The organism is Microbacterium sp. PI-SA-G (assembly GCF_057215335.1).
Genome location: NZ_CM170103.1, coordinates 2,198,735 through 2,212,833 on the forward strand (window position 1 = coordinate 2,198,735; position 14,099 = coordinate 2,212,833).

Consider the following 14,099-nt stretch of genomic DNA (forward strand, 5'->3'; position numbering starts at 1 on the left):
CTATGGATGCTGGGACGCGGCCATATGCGACACCTGCGAGACGCGAGCGCGCGGGGGCAGCCCCGCTCAGACCCTCAGCGCAGCGCGCAGCGGCGCGAGGCCGGGCGCCGACAGATCCACGCGCAGCCGCGTGCCGCCGGTCGAGGTGAGCACGAGCATCCGTCGCCGTCCGCGACCGACGACCCGGTGCGAGGCGATGTCGCCGTGGTGGATCATCCGCTCGGCACCGAAGATCGTGCGGAACCGGATCGCGTCCGGACCGGGCTCGACATACCGGTTGCGATACGCCCACAGCACGAGCAGCCCCGCGACCACGAGCACCACCGAGGCGATGCGGAACGGCAGCGGGTCGCGGATCTCACCGTTTCCGCTGCCGAAGCCGAGGATGCCGGCGAGGAGTCCGAGCACGAGAAGAAGCACCGCACCGAACCCCCAGAACCGGTGGAGCCTGATGCGCGGGATGACCGTCGCCCCGGGCTTCGTCCGCACGAAGAACCGGCGCACGACGATCAGCACGAAGATGACCGCCGCTGCGAAGAGGACGATCTTCAGCACGAGGGCGGTGACCATACTCCGACGCTATCAATCACTGGCGTGCGCCGGGGGCGCGCGAAGTAGGCTGAGCACATCATGGAACCGTTCTTCGCGTGGCTGGGCAACTACTGGTGGCTCATCTTCCCCGTGATGGGGATGGCCGGCGGGGCTGCCAAGGCGTGGGAGCAGAACGCCAAGCGTCGGCATGAGCGCCGCCTCGAGACGCTCCGCCTGAAGACGCAGCTGAAGACGGCCGAGATCGAGGCCCGCAACGCCACCCGGCAGGCGAAACAGCGGGGCCCGACGTTCGTCGACACGACGGCGACCGTCCCCTCGAACGATCTGCTGGGCCGACTGTTCACCGAGCACGACGAGATCACCGCACGGTGGCTGGACTACGAGCTCGACGTCGCGAAGCTGATCGCGTTCCCGGCCATGAGCGATGGCCGCCAGCCCCTCACCGCCGCCTTCCTGCGGGCGAAGAAGACGGCCGACGCGCTGCGTCCCCTCTCTGCCGAGGCGAAGGTCAGCGAGCACCAGATCGCCGAGTACCTGCAGGCCGTCGGCGACTACGCGGTCGCGTTCGAGATCGCCGAGAAGGATGCTCGTCGCCTGCGCGACTCGACCTTCACGGCACCCGAGCGCAAACGCCTGGATCGCGCGCAGCAGCTGCTGAAGGTCGCGGTCGACGAGTCCGCCACGCAGGCCGAGCGCAACGTCGCGTACAAGCGGGTGCGTGAAGAGCTCGACGGCCTGATCCTGCTCTCCGACGAGGCCGTCACCGTGCTCGAGAAGCAGGTGGCGCGCGAGATATCGGCGCCGGTCGCTCCCGCGCCCGCGTCCGCCGCCCCGCCGGCGCACACCCCTGAGCGCGCACCGGAACCCGCACCGATGCCGATCGCCGAACCCCTGCCGCCGCGGAAGGAGCCCGCATGATCCCCGAGAACGTCACCGGTCCCGTCGCGCACCATGCCGAGACCCCCGTGTGGTGGCCCGGATGGGGCGGCCTGCGCTACACCGACGGCCACGCGGGCGACCTGCTCACGTTGCGCGACGACGGCGTGACCCGCCAGCACATCGACGACGAGTACCTCGCGTTCGCGCGTCCGCGCACGGCCGGCGGATTCGTTGCCGTCGGCGCCCGCACGCTCTATCTCGCCGACGAGGTCGACGGCGAGACTCGCGCCGTCGCGACGCTGCTCGACAACCCCGCGGTGCGCATGAACGACGGATGCTGTGACCCCCGCGGCCGCCTGCTGACCGGCTCGATGGCGTACGACTCGGCCCCCGACGCGGGCGTGCTGCTGCGGCTCGACGCCGCGCTCACGGTGACCACCGTGCTGCCGAAGACCACGATGTCGAACGGCATCGCGTTCACGCCCGACGGCCACCGGCTCTACCACGTCGACACCGGCGCCCAGCGGATCGACGTGTTCGACGTCGTCGAGGGCGAGGTGCGTGGCCGCCGCGAGTTCGCGCACATCGCTGAGGACGACGGCAGCCCCGACGGCATGACGGTCGCGGCCGACGGCAGCATCTGGGTTGCGCTCTGGGGAGGATCCGCCGTGCGCGGCTATGCTCCGGACGGCTCGCTGATCGAGCGCATCGACCTGCCCGTCGAGCAGGTGAGCGCCTGCACGTTCGGCGGCGACGACCTCGGCACGCTGTTCATCACGACCTCGGCGCAGGATCTGCCCGACGACCACGGCACCGACGCCGGCTCGGTGTACGCGGTGCGGCCCGGGGTGCACGGCCTCCCGGTCCTGCCGTTCGCGGGCTGACCCGCCCGACCTTCCCCGCCCGACCTTTCCGCCCCCGACTTCCCCGCTGCGCGGGCTCGCGCCCCGGCATCCGATCCCTGAGGAGCACCATGCAGCGCAAGACGATCGTCATCACCGGAGCATCCGACGGCATCGGGGCCGCGTCGGCGCGGCAGCTCGCCGGGTCGGGACATCGTCTGCTGCTCATCGGCCGCTCGGTCGAGAAGACCGCGGCGGTCGCCCGCGAGACCGGAGCCGAGCACCTCACCGCCGACTTCGCCCGGCTCGATGATGTGCGCACACTCGCGAGCGACATCGCCGAGCGGGTGGGTGACGACGGGATCGACGTGCTGGCGAACAACGCCGGCGGCATCTTCGGCGACCAGACCCCCACGGTCGACGGCTTCGAGAAGACCATCCAGGTGAATCATCTGGCGCCGTTCCTGCTGACGAACCTGCTGCTGCCGCAGTTGCTGAAGGCCCGGGCGTCGGTCATCAACACGTCGAGCGTCGGGCACCGCCTGTTCGGACGCATCGACGTCGACGACCTCGACAACCGGGCGAACTACAGCGCGAACAAGGCCTACGGCGACGCGAAGCTCGCCAACGTGCTCTTCGCCAAGAGCCTGCACACGAAGTTCCACCCGCAGGGACTCAGCGCCGTGGCCTTCCACCCCGGCACGGTGCGCACCAACTTCGCGTCGGACTCGTCGACGATCATGCGACTCGTCTACCGCAGCCCGCTCAAGCACCTGCTGCTCATCAGCAGCGAGAAGGGCGGCGCGCACCTGACCTGGTTCATCGAGGGGACACCGGATGACACCTGGCGCTCGGGCGCGTACTACGACGAGCGCGTGCTGAGCACCCGGGTGAACCCGCAGGTCGACGACGCGGATCTCGCCGAGGCGCTGTGGCAGAAGAGCGCGCAGCTCGTCGGGCTCGATCGCCGCTAGGCGGGGGGCTTAGCCGGGCAGAGGGCTAGGCGCGCGGAGGGCTAGGCGCGCAGGCACACGAGGGCATCCTCGACGGCGCGGCAGAACTCGCAACTCGCGAGGTGCCGCTGGACCCGCGACCGCGCAGCATCCGCCATCTCGTTCCGGACGTACGCGGTCAGCGTCTCGACGATCTCCTCGTGCGTCGCATCCGACGGGGCGTCGCGCACCTGCGCGCGAATCCATCCGCTGCGTAGCGCCCCGCGCGCCCGATAGGTCAGCGCGGCCACCGAGTTCGCCTTCAATCCGAGCATGTCGGCGACGCTCCGCGGCGGCATCTCCTCGACCTCGCTCAGCCAGAGCGCCTGCTGCCATCGCTCCGACAGCGAGCGGAAGGCAGACGTGATCGCCGCGTCATCCGTCATCCGTCTCTCGTCGACCGTGCCGACCGTCGACGGCAGCCGGTCGAGCTCATGGATCGGCGCTGTCGGCGGCATCCGATCAAGCATCGTGTTGCGCGTATTCCTGATCGTGGTGAACAGGTACGGCCGCAGGCGGTTTCGGGGACCGTTTCCCGCCCACAGCGTGCGCATGATGCGGATGAAGGCCTCACCGACGACGTCTTCAGGATCGGGCCGCGGCGGACCGAGACTGCGGGCGTACCGCACCGCGTACGGAGCATGCCGCCGCCAGAGATCGGCGAAAGCCTGCCGGTCACCGGCCCTGCTGCGATCGAGCAGCTCGGCCTCGTCGTCCTCGAGGTCGTGCTCCGCGCGCGCTCTGTTCTGTGTCCCCAGCATGAATCTTCCCGACTCCCCAGTCCCCGACTCCCCGCAGCGCGAGGGGTCTGCGCCATCGTGACACCGGCGCGTCCACACTGATCGGGGCCGACTGTCGACGCGGTCATCCGCCGGTCGTCGGCATGCGCGGGGCGGGGTATCCTCGTTCAGGGCCGCGTGGCCCGATGAGAGCGCGAAAGGCGGTGATGGCGATGACCGGTGATAGTTACGACGTCGCCTCGGCCGCGTCGCGACTCCGTGCCCTCTCGCGCTGATCTCTGAGCATCAGCGCGTTCGCACGTCGTTTCCCGCAGCCGTCGGTGGCGTCCTCCGCATCCTGACGAATCCTGCGCACCCGGCTGATGCCGCGCTGCGCTCCTGCGAGAACGGAGCCTGACCATGGCCCTCATCGACAACGGCGTGTACGTCGACGGACGTCGCGTCGAGACCCTGCAGAACCTCGACGAGACCTCGCGTGCCCTCCACAGCCTGGGCGGCGTCGCGTGGATCGGTCTGTACCGACCGAGCCCGCAGGAGGTCGCCTCGGTCGCGCGGGAGTTCGACCTGCATCCGCTCGCCGTCGAAGACGCCCTCGCCGGCCACCAGCGCTCCAAGGTCGAGCGCTACGGCGACACGCTCTTCGCCGTGCTGCGCCCCGCCCGCTACCGCGACGAGCAGGAGTCGATCGAGTTCGGCGAGCTGCACCTGTTCATCGGACCCGACTTCGTCATCACCATCCGCCATGCGGAGTCGCCGAACCTCGCGGCCGTGCGACAGCGCATGGAGGCGAACCCCGAACTCCTCGCGATGGGCCCCGAGGCCGTGCTCTACGCGATCCTCGACGAGGTCGTCGACGGGTACGAGCCGATCGTCTCCGGACTGCTCAACGACATCGACGAGATCGAGGACCAGCTCTTCGGCGACAGCGACGACGACGCCCTCTCGCGCCGCATCTACGAGCTGTCGCGCGAGGTCATCAACTTCCAGCGGGCGGTGCACCCCCTCACCGGGATGCTGGAGTGGCTGCGCCGCGGATCGCACAAGTACCGCATCGACGAGGAGCTGCAGCGGTCGCTGCGCGACGTGCTCGACCACACGATTCGCGTGAACGAGCGGGTGGACTCGTTCCGCGCGATCCTCGAGAACGCGCTGACGGTGCACTCCGCGCTCGTCGCCCGGCGCCAGACCGAGGCCGGGCTCGCGCAGAACGACGAGATCAAGAAGATCTCCTCGTGGGCGGCGATCATCTTCGCTCCGACGCTGGTCGGCACGGTCTACGGCATGAACTTCGAGGTGATGCCCGAGCTCAGCTGGGCGTTCGGCTACCCCATGGCGATCGGCGCGATGGCGACGTTCGCGGTGGCCCTGTACGGGGTGTTCAAGTACAAGAAGTGGTTGTGAGGCAGGGGCTGCGCCGGGGGGCGTTGCCGCGCAGGGGACGCAGATGGCCGCAACGCGGGGAGGGATACGGCGTGTTGCGACCCCTCCCGGCGCGGATGCCGCGGGCGCGCTGAGCGCAGGGGACGCAGAAGGCCGCAACGCGGGGAGGGATACGGCGTGTTGCGACCCCTCCCGCGCGGATGCCGCGGGCGCGCTGAGCGCAGGAGACGCAGAAGGCCGCAACGCGGGGAGGGATACGGCGTGTTGCGACCCCTCCCGAGCGGATGCCGCGGGCGGGCCGAGCGCAGGGGACGCAGAAGGCCGCATCGCGCGGAGGGATACGGCGTGTTGCGACCCCTCCCGGCGCGCGTCGGCGCGCGGGGCGCGGCGCGAGAACCCCGCTCAGTCCTCGACGGCGGTGAAGGTGTCGGCGTCGTCGCCCTCGCGGTCGCGCACCTCGACCCCGTCGACCTCGAGGTCCTCGTCGAGCTGCACCAGGATGCGTGAGTCGGGGAACTGACGCGGCGCGACGAACGCGAGCAGCATGGCGTCTGCGAAGACCACGACCGACGTCGCCTCGAGGTCGTCGCGCAGGTCGGTCTGCTCGATCACCGGCGCCTCGTCGTCGGCGACGGCATCCTCGATCTCGACTGCGACCTCCTCGATCACCGCCCGCCAGCGCGACTCGCTGATCGACAGGATGCGGGTGATCGCCTCGAGCAGCGCATCGTCGTCGAGCTCATCGTCGTCGTCGTGGAGTTCGGGATCGACGTTGACCGTGACCTCGGTGCCCGCGGCATCCAGACTCGCCCGTCCGTAGACGAGTCCGTTCGCGGCGGTCGGCTCGTCGAGCAGGCCGCTGTCGGCGATACGGGCGAGAAGGGAGTCCAGCGAAGTCGAGGGCATGGATCCAGTCTCGTGCATGCGCGCCGATTCAGGGCATGGATGACGCGGCACTCAGCGAAACGAAAACCTCAGTATTCGGTGTTGCTAAGTACCGGTACCTAGTGTTACTTTGTACCGGTACCCAGCAACACTGAGTACCGGATGGAAGGGAGAGCGTCATGGGAAAGCAGATGACCGAGATGCTCAAGGGCACGCTCGAGGGCATCGTCCTCTCACTGCTGGCCGAACAGCCGGCGTACGGCTACGACGTCACCGCACGACTGCGCGATCACGGCTTCGTCGACATCGCCGAAGGCACCGTCTACGCCGTGCTGGTGCGGGTCGAGCAGCGCGGACTCGTCGACGTCGAGAAGGTTCCCAGCGAGAAGGGTCCGCCCCGCAAGGTGTACACCCTCAACACGCAGGGCCACACCGAGCTCGAAGAGTTCTGGAAGACCTGGCGGTTCCTCGCCGGGCGCATCGAGCACCTGAACCCGAGCACCAGCACCAGCACCAGCACGAACACCAGCACCAGCACCGACACGAAGGAGAACTGACCATGGCCGCGAAGTGGATCGAGGCCCTCACCGGGTCGCTCGAACAGAAGAAGCAGTACCGACAGGCGAAGGCGCGTCTCGACGCACTCCCCGAGCCGTATCGCGCGACCGCCGATGCGCTGCACCGGTACTTCATGTACTACGGCGGCATCACCGACGGCGACACCCTCGTGCAGATGATCGTCGACCAGGCCGACCTGTGGGAGCGCGCCGCGATCGACGGCACCCCGGTCAGCGCGATCATCGGCGACGACCCGGTCGAGTTCGCCGAGAACTACGCCCAGGCGTACGGGGGAAAGCAGTGGATCGACAAGGAGCGGGCGCGCCTGATCGCGGCCGTCGACAAGGCCAACGACAAGGCCAACGTCAAGGCGCAAGGCAAGGAGAAGGAGTCATGACCGCAGCGATCAGTGTGCGGGGCATTGAGAAGTCCTACAAGGACCTGCACGTGCTCCGCGGCGTCGACTTCGAGGTGGAGCGCGGCAGCATCCTCGCCCTCCTCGGTTCGAACGGTGCCGGCAAGACCACCATGGTGCGCATCCTCTCGACGCTGCTGCGAGCGGATGCCGGGACAGCGACCGTGCAGGGCGTCGACGTCGCCGTGAACCCGGTCGGGGTGCGAGAGGATCTCGCTGACCGGGCAGTTCGCCGCGGTCGACGAGATCCTCACCGGACGCGAGAACCTCGTGCTCGTGGCGAAGCTGCGCCACCTGCCCGACGCGGCGAGCATCGCCGACGATCTGCTCGCGACCTTCCGCCTCACGGATGCCGGAGCACGCAAGGTCGGCACCTATTCGGGAGGGATGCGGCGGCGCCTCGACATCGCGATGAGCCTCGTCGGGCGCCCCGAGGTCATCTACCTCGACGAACCGACCACCGGCCTCGACCCCGAGGCGCGCATCGAGGTGTGGCAGGTCGTGAAGGAACTCGCCGACACGGGGACCACGGTGCTGCTCACCACGCAGTACCTCGACGAGGCCGAGCACCTCGCCGACCGCATCGCGATCCTGCACGAGGGACGCATCATCGCCAACGGCACCCTCGCCGAACTCAAGACGCTGCTGCCCCCGGCGACCGTGGAGTACGTCGAGAAGCAGCCCACGCTGGAAGAGATCTTCCTCTCGCTCGTGGGCCCCGCGAAAGACTCAGAGAACCAGGAGAAGGCAGCATGAGCACGCACTTCGCCGTCGACACGGCGACACTCACCGGCCGCTCGATGCGGCACATCTTCCGCAGTCCCGACACGATCATCACCACCGCGGTCACCCCGATCGCGCTGATGCTCCTGTTCGTTTACGTCTTCGGCGGCGCGCTGCGGCAGAGCACCGGCGCCGAGAACTACGTGAACTATCTGCTCCCCGGCATCCTGCTCATCGCGATCGCCTCGGGCATCGCCTACACGGCGTTCCGCCTGTTCACCGACATGCAGAGCGGCATCTTCGAGCGCTTCCACTCCATGCCGATCGCCCGATCGAGTGTGCTGTGGGCGCATGTGCTGACCTCGCTGACCGCGAACGCCATCACCCTGGCGATCATCTTCGGCGTCGGATTCCTGATGGGCTTCCGCACCGGGGCGAGCGTCTGGGCGTGGCTCGGAGTCATCGGCATCCTGATGCTGTTCACCCTGGCGCTCACGTGGCTGGCGATCATCGCCGGACTCAACGCGAAGACGGTCGACGGCGCGAGCGCGTTCTCGTATCCGCTGATCTTCCTGCCGTTCATCAGCTCGGCGTTCGTGCCGACCGACACGATGCCCGCACCCGTGCGCTGGTTCGCCGAGAACCAGCCCGTCACCTCGATCGTCACCACGGTGCAGGCGCTGTTCGCCGGCGACCCCGTCGGGAGCGAGATCTGGGTCGCGCTCGCGTGGTGCCTCGGCATCCTGATCGTCGGATACGTCTTCGCGATCATCTCGTACCGCCGGAAGGTGAGCTGAGCAGGGCTCACCGCAACCCGACCGGCCCCATGACCACGCGTCGCTGCGAGCGCACCCACCGCACACCCCGGTCGCGGCGCTCTGCTCGGGTCGCGAAGCGGTAGCGATACGAGACCGCACGCACCCACCGCGGTCGTTCGCCGTCGAAGGGGTCGACGCGCAGGAGCTTGAGCGTCGCGGCATCCGCCTCGAGCAGCCGCAGCAGGAACACCGTGAACCAGTCGTCGAGCGAATGCCCGAGCGGCAGGAACCACATCAACCAGTCCAGGCGCAGGTGGTACGGGGCGAACTGCCGCGGAATGCGCCGCACGTCACCCGGCTTGCCGCGGAACTCGTACTCGCGCCACTCGGCGGCGTCGTCGTCGGCCGCCCCCTCGACGACGATCTCCACGCGCTCCTTGGTGACCGAGCCGAAGGCGCCGTACGCGTTCGCGAGCTGCCAGCGGTTGAAGCTCGCGTTCATCATCTGGCGTCGGGCGAACAGATTCTGCAGCGACGGCCAGCTCACCACGAGGTACAGCAGACCGACGGCGGTCGTGATCACGAACCAGTACAGCGGGATGCCGGGCCAGGATGCCGCAGCGCCCGACTCGCCCGACTGCACGCCGATGCCCGGGAGTGCGATGGCCGAGAACGCGACGACGATCGTCGCCCAGTTCAACCACGCGAAGTTGCCGGTGAGCACGAGCCACGCCTGCGTCGCGATCACGATGGATGCTGCGACGGTGCCGATGATCTGCGGCACCGGCCCCTCGATCCACAGCGACAGCAGCGGGGCGAACAGGAAGAACGGCACCACCAGCTGCGCGACGTGGTTGCCGACCACCTCGGCCCGATGCACCCACCGCGGCAGCAGGTGCGCCTGGCGGCTGAGCGGGCCCGGCATCGGCTGCGTCTCGTGGTGGTACATCAGGGCCGTGAGGTCGCGCCACTCGCGTCCCCCGCGGATCTTGATCATGCCGGCGCCGAACTCCAGCCGGAACAGCAGCCACCAGAACAGCACGATCACGACGGTCGGCGGCGGCTGGTCGTTCGAGCCGAGGAACGCCGCGAGGAAGCCGGCTTCGAGCAGCAGCATCTCCCACCCGAAGCCATAGAACGTCTGGCCGATGCTGACGATCGACATGTAGCCCAGCCACAGCGCGAGGAAGCACAGCATCGGCACCCACGGCGGCCCCCACTGCGGAACTCCCAGCACCAGGAGCGCCGCGACGACGATGCCCGACCAGCACAGCACGACGAGTCGGCGGTCGGTGTAGCGGATGCGCAGGAAGAGGGTCGGATGCAGCAGCCGCCGCCGTTCCTTCTTCTGCCCGATCCAGTCGAGCAGCGCCGGCACCGGGAGCAGCCCGTGCTCACCGAGGAGCGGACGGAACTGGTTCAGCGTCGACACGAACGCGACGAGGTACAGCGCCGCGATGCCCCTCTGCAGGACCTCGCGGGCGAACTCGAAATCGACTGCCGCGAACCCGTCCACGGCCACAGGCTAGGTCTGCGGCCGCGGACGGATCAGGGGGTTGCGCTCAGGCCGTCCGCAGGGCAACGGTCGGCGACAGGCGAGCCGCGCTCACCGCGGGGTACAGCCCCGCGAGCACCCCGACCACGAGCGCCACGGCCGGCCCTCCGACGAGCACCGTGACCGGGATCGTCACCGTCTGGCCCTGGATCGTGGCGTACACGACCACCCCCAGCCCGCCGAGCATCGTGCCGGCCAGGCCTCCGAGCCCGCCCAGCACGATCGCCTCCCCCACGAACTGCCCGGCGATCTGCCCGGAACGCGCCCCCAACGCCCTCCGGAGTCCGATCTCGCCGCGGCGCTCCAGCACCGCGACGACCATCGTGTTCGCGATCCCGATGCCCCCCACCAGCAGTGCGATCGCGGCCAGGCCCACGCCCAGGCCCGAGAGCGAGTCATCCGCCGTCGCGCGCGCACCGGCGAGGTCGCCCAGCCCCGACACCTGCACGAGTTCCGACCGCGGGTTCGCGGCGCGGGCGACGGCGTCGCGCACCTTCTCTCCGGTGCGCCCGTCGGCCATGCGCACGTAGATCGAGGCGATGGTGTTCTTGCCGTCGCTCGACACATGCTCTGCAGCCCACCGGTCGCCGAGGAAAGCGGTCTGATCGAGCTCTTCCGCCAGCCCCGCCGAGCGCAGGATGCCGATGACCGAGTACCACTGCGCCCCGATCCAGACACGGGCACCCGGCTCGGTGATCCCCATCCGTGCCGCCGCGGCCGAGCCGAGCACCGCCACCGGCAGCGACCGATTCGCCTCCGTGAACCACGCACCCTTCGCCACCGAACCCTCCACCGACGAGAGGAAGTCCGGGCTCGCCGCCGACGCCGTCAGCCCGTTGCCCTGACTCGCGGGGATCAGGTCGTTGCGGTACACGCCGATCCCGTCGGGCACCTGCTGGAGAACGCCCACCTCCTCCGCCCCGGCGATGCGCCCGATCATGCCCGGCGCGGTCTGCGGCAGGGGAATCGGTTTGTCGTCGGGTCCGTACCCGGGCTGGACCACGAGCATGTCGGCACCGAGCGAGTCGAGCTTGGACAGCAGCTCGGCCTGATTCGACGCGGCGATACCCGTGATCGCCGTCAGCGCGGCGATGCCGACCGCCACACCGAGGGCCGAGAGCGCCGTGCGCATCTTGCGGCTGCGGGGACCGATCAGTGCGGTGCGGATGCTGTCGCCGACGCTGAGCCGCGGCGCGCGCCGGCGTACGGCGGTCATTGCACACCCCCGACCGGAACGCTCTGCCCGGTGTCGCTGACGATGCGCCCGTCCTGGATGCGCACCTGCCGATGCGTGCGCGCGGCGATCTCGAGGTCGTGCGTGATGATCACGACCGCCGTCCCGGCCTCGGCGATGGCGGTAAGCAGCTCGAGGATGCGCTCTCCCGTGGCCGAGTCGAGCGCGCCGGTCGGCTCGTCGGCGAACAGCACCGACGGGTCCCCCACCACAGCCCGCGCGATCGCGACGCGCTGCTGCTCACCTCCCGACAGCTGACCGGGGCGATGGTCCAGCCGTGCTCCCAGCCCGACCCGCTCGAGCGCCACGGCCGCGCGCCGTATGCGCTCCGCCGCGCTCACCCCCGAGTACAGCAGACCGAGTGCGACGTTCTCGACGGCACTCAGCGCGGGCAGCAGGAAGAACTGCTGGAACACGAACCCGATGCGGTCGCCCCGCAGAGCGGCACGTTCGCGTTCGCGGAGCGCCGCGACATCCGTCCCGTCGATCAGCACCGTGCCGCTCGTCGGATCGTCGAGGGTGCCCAGGATCGACAGCATGGTGCTCTTGCCCGACCCCGACGCCCCCACGACGGCGACCAGTTCCCCGTCGGCGATGGCGAGGTTCACCCCGTGCAGCACCCGCAGCGGCGGGGAGCCCGGATACTCCTTGACGACGTCGACGAGTTCGACGACGGCACCGCTGGTAACGGCAGCCGGCATCACGGTGCCACCACCACGGCGTCGCCCTCGGCGAGGTCTCCACCGACGATCTGCACCCGGGTGTCGGCGATCAGCCCGGTCTCCACGGCCACGCGCTCGATCCTGCCCTTCGCGCGCAGCACGTCGACCGCGTACCCGCCGTCGGCCGTCGCGACCAGGGCGGTCACGGGCACGACGATCGCGTCCTTGACCTCAGAGGCGGCGAGCACGACCTTGACCGCGCGCAGGCCGATGCCCTGGGCGACCGCGGGGTCTGCGAGGTCGACGGTCGCGATCGCCGGGGTGGTCTTGCCCTCCTCCTTCGTCGGCTGCCCACCCGGATCGATCGAGGTGAGAGTCGCCGGCGCCTCGGTGCCGTCGGGCAGAACGATCGTCACCGGCGTCGCCGGCAGGATCTCCCGCGACTGCGCATCGGTGAGCGCGGTCTCGACGCGCAGCGTCGTGCCGGTGTACGCGAGCGGACTCGCGCCGTCGGAGTCGCCGAGCGTGGCCGTGACCGAGCTCACGCGCACCGATGCCGCGTTGACAGCGACCGCATCGCCGAGCGCGAGCACGCCGTCAACCGGAACCCCGATCGACTTCTGCCAGGCCCTGATCGACGACTCGGTGATCGCGGTGAAGTGGTCGTCGACCGTCAGATCCCGCCCGAAGCCGAGATCCGCGAGCGCCTGCTCCAGCTGCCGCACGTCGGGTCCGTCGGTGACACCCGCGCTCAGGTCACGCCAGAACGGTCGGTCGCCGCGGATCGCGATCACCGGTGCACCGTCGACCTCGTAGACGGCCTGACCGACGCCGATCGTGTCTCCGGCTTTCGGCAGCCGAGTGACGATGCCGGCGCGCCCGGGCAGGTCGATCGCCTGACCGTAGCTCAGGTTGCCGTTGAGCCGGAGGTCGGAGGTGAGTGTCGTACGCTCCGCTTCGGCGGTCACCGGCGCCTTCGCGGCGTCGGGTGCGGCCGTCGCCGAGCGCCACGGCTGCAGGACGGCGAGCGTCACTGCGCCGATCACGAGGACCGCGGCGACAGGAGCGATGATCCGCACGCGACGGCGGTTCATCGGTCGGTCCCGCCGACGCCGCCGACCGCGACGCCACCGGGGAAGTACTCGGACGCGAGGGCCACCCAGTCGAAGTCGAGCGCGTTCATGCTCGCCTGCGTGATCGCGGGGGCGACCTCGCCCGCCGCGGGCGCGCACGCCTTCAGCAGGGCTTCGGCCTCGTCTTCGGTGATGCCCGTCGGCAGCTCGAGTTCACCGTCGGCGTTCGGGTCGGCGAAGTCGGCGTAGCCGTTCTTGCGGGCGCAGGTCGCGAAGGCGAGGGCGGTCGTGGTCTGATTCTTCGCCGCCTCCTTCAGGTTCTGCAGGGTGTCGGAGCCCCCGAGGTCTGGGGTGGCCTGCGTGAACTCGGGCACCTCCTTCTCGCATGCGGTCCAGGCCTCACGCTGTCCGCCCTCGTCGGGGTAGGAGTCGGCGCTGCTGGCCGCCAGCCAGTTCCCGTCGTCGTCCGAGAACGTCATGCTCATGCCCTCCCCGCCCTCGCCCAGAGAGATCGTGCCGTTCGATTCGCTCGCTCCGTCGAGCGGCGTCTCGCCGCCGCCATCCGGTGCGCCGGGCTGGAGGAGGCCGACCATCCCCGCATCGAGGATCTTCGCCGTCTGGCCCTCACCGGTGAGGCAGGTCACGAAGCGGGCGGCAGCCGCATCGCCGTCGGTGGGCGCCGACGATGCGGCACCCTGACCGGCCGGTGAGGAGCACGCGGCGAGCGCCAGGGCCGCGAGGATGACGGGGACGGCGACGAGCGAACGGCGCCCTCTCAGCTGAAACATGTGGTTTCCCTTCTTCCGTCCGCGGTTCGTCCGCGACACTGAGGTCAGTTCTACGGAGAGGGT

At 69.6% G+C, this 14,099-nt stretch carries 15 protein-coding genes and 1 pseudogene; 8 read left to right on the top strand and 8 right to left on the bottom strand.

Annotation, left to right across the window (positions count from 1 at the left end):
- Positions 1-66: 66 nt before the first annotated feature.
- Positions 67-570 (bottom strand): hypothetical protein, encoded by a 504-nt coding sequence (locus AC2D10_RS10755; RefSeq protein WP_484707667.1) that lies wholly within the window; start codon positions 568-570, stop codon positions 67-69.
- Between the two features lie 60 nt (positions 571-630).
- On the opposite strand from AC2D10_RS10755, the gene AC2D10_RS10760 reads away from it, so the two are divergent.
- From AC2D10_RS10760 to AC2D10_RS10770, 3 genes are all read left to right on the top strand, one after another.
- Positions 631-1,470, top strand: a complete 840-nt coding sequence (locus tag AC2D10_RS10760) for a hypothetical protein (RefSeq protein WP_484707668.1) — start codon at positions 631-633, stop codon at positions 1,468-1,470.
- On the top strand, positions 1,467-2,315 hold the full coding sequence (locus tag AC2D10_RS10765) for an SMP-30/gluconolactonase/LRE family protein (RefSeq protein ID WP_484707669.1): 849 nt from the start codon (positions 1,467-1,469) through the stop codon (positions 2,313-2,315). Before AC2D10_RS10760 ends, AC2D10_RS10765 begins: the two co-directional genes overlap by 4 nt.
- A gap of 89 nt (positions 2,316-2,404) precedes the next feature.
- The gene (locus tag AC2D10_RS10770) at positions 2,405-3,247 is read left to right on the top strand and encodes an SDR family NAD(P)-dependent oxidoreductase (protein ID WP_484707670.1); all 843 of its coding nucleotides are present in this window, start codon (positions 2,405-2,407) and stop codon (positions 3,245-3,247) included.
- A 41-nt stretch (positions 3,248-3,288) separates the two neighbouring features.
- Here the strand turns inward: AC2D10_RS10770 and AC2D10_RS10775 are convergent, their stop codons facing one another.
- Positions 3,289-4,026: a sigma-70 family RNA polymerase sigma factor gene (locus AC2D10_RS10775; RefSeq protein WP_484707671.1), complete on the bottom strand. Its 738-nt coding sequence runs from the start codon at positions 4,024-4,026 to the stop codon at positions 3,289-3,291.
- Between the two features lie 378 nt (positions 4,027-4,404).
- Here AC2D10_RS10775 and AC2D10_RS10780 point away from each other — a divergent pair, with 378 nt between their 5' ends.
- Positions 4,405-5,406, top strand: coding sequence for a magnesium and cobalt transport protein CorA (locus tag AC2D10_RS10780; protein ID WP_484707672.1), 1,002 nt, complete (start codon positions 4,405-4,407; stop codon positions 5,404-5,406).
- A gap of 381 nt (positions 5,407-5,787) precedes the next feature.
- Here the strand turns inward: AC2D10_RS10780 and AC2D10_RS10785 are convergent, their stop codons facing one another.
- Positions 5,788-6,291, bottom strand: a complete 504-nt coding sequence (locus AC2D10_RS10785; protein WP_484707673.1) for a cytochrome C5 — start codon at positions 6,289-6,291, stop codon at positions 5,788-5,790.
- 158 nt (positions 6,292-6,449) lie between these two features.
- Here AC2D10_RS10785 and AC2D10_RS10790 point away from each other — a divergent pair, with 158 nt between their 5' ends.
- The 4 genes and pseudogenes from AC2D10_RS10790 (at position 6,450) to AC2D10_RS10805 (ending at position 8,763) form a co-directional block, all read left to right on the top strand.
- Positions 6,450-6,827, top strand: a complete 378-nt coding sequence (locus AC2D10_RS10790; RefSeq protein ID WP_484707674.1) for a PadR family transcriptional regulator — start codon at positions 6,450-6,452, stop codon at positions 6,825-6,827.
- 2 nt (positions 6,828-6,829) lie between these two features.
- Positions 6,830-7,225 (top strand): DUF1048 domain-containing protein, encoded by a 396-nt coding sequence (locus tag AC2D10_RS10795; protein ID WP_484707675.1) that lies wholly within the window; start codon positions 6,830-6,832, stop codon positions 7,223-7,225.
- Positions 7,222-7,999: pseudogene (locus AC2D10_RS10800) on the top strand (ABC transporter ATP-binding protein). The gene AC2D10_RS10795 and the pseudogene AC2D10_RS10800 overlap by 4 nt, the downstream one beginning before the upstream one ends.
- Positions 7,996-8,763 carry an ABC transporter permease gene (locus tag AC2D10_RS10805; protein ID WP_484707676.1) on the top strand — a complete coding sequence of 256 codons (768 nt, stop codon included), beginning with the start codon at positions 7,996-7,998 and terminating at the stop codon, positions 8,761-8,763. Before AC2D10_RS10800 ends, AC2D10_RS10805 begins: the two are co-directional and overlap by 4 nt.
- Before the next feature lie 7 nt (positions 8,764-8,770).
- Here the strand turns inward: AC2D10_RS10805 and AC2D10_RS10810 are convergent, their stop codons facing one another.
- From AC2D10_RS10810 to AC2D10_RS10830, 5 genes are read right to left on the bottom strand one after another with little or no spacing between them, the layout of a single operon-like run.
- Complete coding sequence (locus AC2D10_RS10810) at positions 8,771-10,240, bottom strand: lipase maturation factor family protein (RefSeq protein ID WP_484707677.1); 1,470 nt, start codon at positions 10,238-10,240, stop codon at positions 8,771-8,773.
- Positions 10,241-10,286: 46 nt separating this feature from the next.
- A complete protein-coding gene (locus tag AC2D10_RS10815) occupies positions 10,287-11,495 on the bottom strand; it encodes an ABC transporter permease (RefSeq protein ID WP_484707678.1) in 1,209 nt (402 codons plus the stop codon).
- The gene (locus tag AC2D10_RS10820; RefSeq protein ID WP_484707679.1) at positions 11,492-12,214 is read right to left on the bottom strand and encodes an ABC transporter ATP-binding protein; all 723 of its coding nucleotides are present in this window, start codon (positions 12,212-12,214) and stop codon (positions 11,492-11,494) included. The genes AC2D10_RS10815 and AC2D10_RS10820 overlap by 4 nt, the downstream gene beginning before the upstream one ends.
- Complete coding sequence (locus AC2D10_RS10825) at positions 12,214-13,269, bottom strand: peptidoglycan-binding protein (protein ID WP_484707680.1); 1,056 nt, start codon at positions 13,267-13,269, stop codon at positions 12,214-12,216. The genes AC2D10_RS10820 and AC2D10_RS10825 overlap by 1 nt, the downstream gene beginning before the upstream one ends.
- Entirely contained in the window at positions 13,266-14,036 is a 771-nt protein-coding gene (locus tag AC2D10_RS10830; RefSeq protein ID WP_484707681.1) for a hypothetical protein, read from the bottom strand. The genes AC2D10_RS10825 and AC2D10_RS10830 overlap by 4 nt, the downstream gene beginning before the upstream one ends.
- Positions 14,037-14,099: the final 63 nt, after the last annotated feature.

Excerpts from the sequence above, each read along its gene's own strand:
- AC2D10_RS10825 (WP_484707680.1), bottom strand. The coding sequence starts at position 13,269 with ATGAACCGCCGTCGCGTGCGGATCATCGCTCCTGTCGCCGCGGTCCTC.
- AC2D10_RS10780 (WP_484707672.1), top strand. The coding sequence starts at position 4,405 with ATGGCCCTCATCGACAACGGCGTGTACGTCGACGGACGTCGCGTCGAG.
- AC2D10_RS10765 (WP_484707669.1), top strand. The coding sequence starts at position 1,467 with ATGATCCCCGAGAACGTCACCGGTCCCGTCGCGCACCATGCCGAGACC.
- AC2D10_RS10755 (WP_484707667.1), bottom strand. The coding sequence starts at position 570 with ATGGTCACCGCCCTCGTGCTGAAGATCGTCCTCTTCGCAGCGGCGGTC.
- AC2D10_RS10790 (WP_484707674.1), top strand. The coding sequence starts at position 6,450 with ATGGGAAAGCAGATGACCGAGATGCTCAAGGGCACGCTCGAGGGCATC.
- AC2D10_RS10805 (WP_484707676.1), top strand. The coding sequence starts at position 7,996 with ATGAGCACGCACTTCGCCGTCGACACGGCGACACTCACCGGCCGCTCG.
- AC2D10_RS10770 (WP_484707670.1), top strand. The coding sequence starts at position 2,405 with ATGCAGCGCAAGACGATCGTCATCACCGGAGCATCCGACGGCATCGGG.
- AC2D10_RS10775 (WP_484707671.1), bottom strand. The coding sequence starts at position 4,026 with ATGCTGGGGACACAGAACAGAGCGCGCGCGGAGCACGACCTCGAGGAC.
- AC2D10_RS10820 (WP_484707679.1), bottom strand. The coding sequence starts at position 12,214 with ATGCCGGCTGCCGTTACCAGCGGTGCCGTCGTCGAACTCGTCGACGTC.
- AC2D10_RS10815 (WP_484707678.1), bottom strand. The coding sequence starts at position 11,495 with ATGACCGCCGTACGCCGGCGCGCGCCGCGGCTCAGCGTCGGCGACAGC.
- AC2D10_RS10785 (WP_484707673.1), bottom strand. The coding sequence starts at position 6,291 with ATGCCCTCGACTTCGCTGGACTCCCTTCTCGCCCGTATCGCCGACAGC.
- AC2D10_RS10830 (WP_484707681.1), bottom strand. The coding sequence starts at position 14,036 with ATGTTTCAGCTGAGAGGGCGCCGTTCGCTCGTCGCCGTCCCCGTCATC.
- AC2D10_RS10795 (WP_484707675.1), top strand. The coding sequence starts at position 6,830 with ATGGCCGCGAAGTGGATCGAGGCCCTCACCGGGTCGCTCGAACAGAAG.
- AC2D10_RS10760 (WP_484707668.1), top strand. The coding sequence starts at position 631 with ATGGAACCGTTCTTCGCGTGGCTGGGCAACTACTGGTGGCTCATCTTC.